We start from the raw sequence: 501 nt of genomic DNA, 5'->3' as shown, positions 1-501 counted from the left end.
TGGCGAGTAAAGCGGAAACAGAGATTGAAGAATTGAGACAATTAATCCTCGCAATGGATCTAAAAGCTGAAAAAAGAATGGATCGCTTAGAGAAAATTATTGAGGTAGGTTTTACTCAAGTCAACGGAGAAATTAAACGAATTGATGAGAGAATTGGTCATGTCGAAAAGCGAATTGAGGATACGCGATTTTCCTTAGAAAAACGACTCGATGATACGAATAAACGTATCGATGATACGCGATCTTCTTTAGGGAAACAGATCGATGGTACCAAATCTTCTCTAGAGAAACAAATTGAGGCAACTAATGCTCGTCTCAATAGTATCACAATTGGATTTTTTGGTATTGTAGGAATTTTGGTGACGGGAATATTAACGGTTTTGGGAAAGTTAGTTTTCTTTTCCAATCCTCTCTCTTGATGGCGATCGCGTTTCGAGGATAGTGCGCCCATCTTAATAATATGTTATTTTAGGAAAATAGGAGAAAGTGCGATCGCCTCTC

Annotated in this window: 1 protein-coding gene; it reads left to right on the top strand. The window is 38.1% G+C overall.

All coding sequences use genetic code 11. From position 1 onward, the window contains the following. The coding region (locus tag JUI58_RS18950) for a hypothetical protein (protein WP_204105374.1) at positions 1-419 on the top strand (419 nt) is incomplete at its 5' end. Positions 420-501 lie beyond the last annotated feature (82 nt).

Source organism: Spirulina sp. CCY15215, from assembly GCF_016888125.1.
Taxonomy (GTDB): domain Bacteria; phylum Cyanobacteriota; class Cyanobacteriia; order Cyanobacteriales; family Spirulinaceae; genus CCY15215.
Note: the sequence above shows the minus strand (reverse complement) of the source record. Positions and strands in the feature narration are given on the sequence as shown.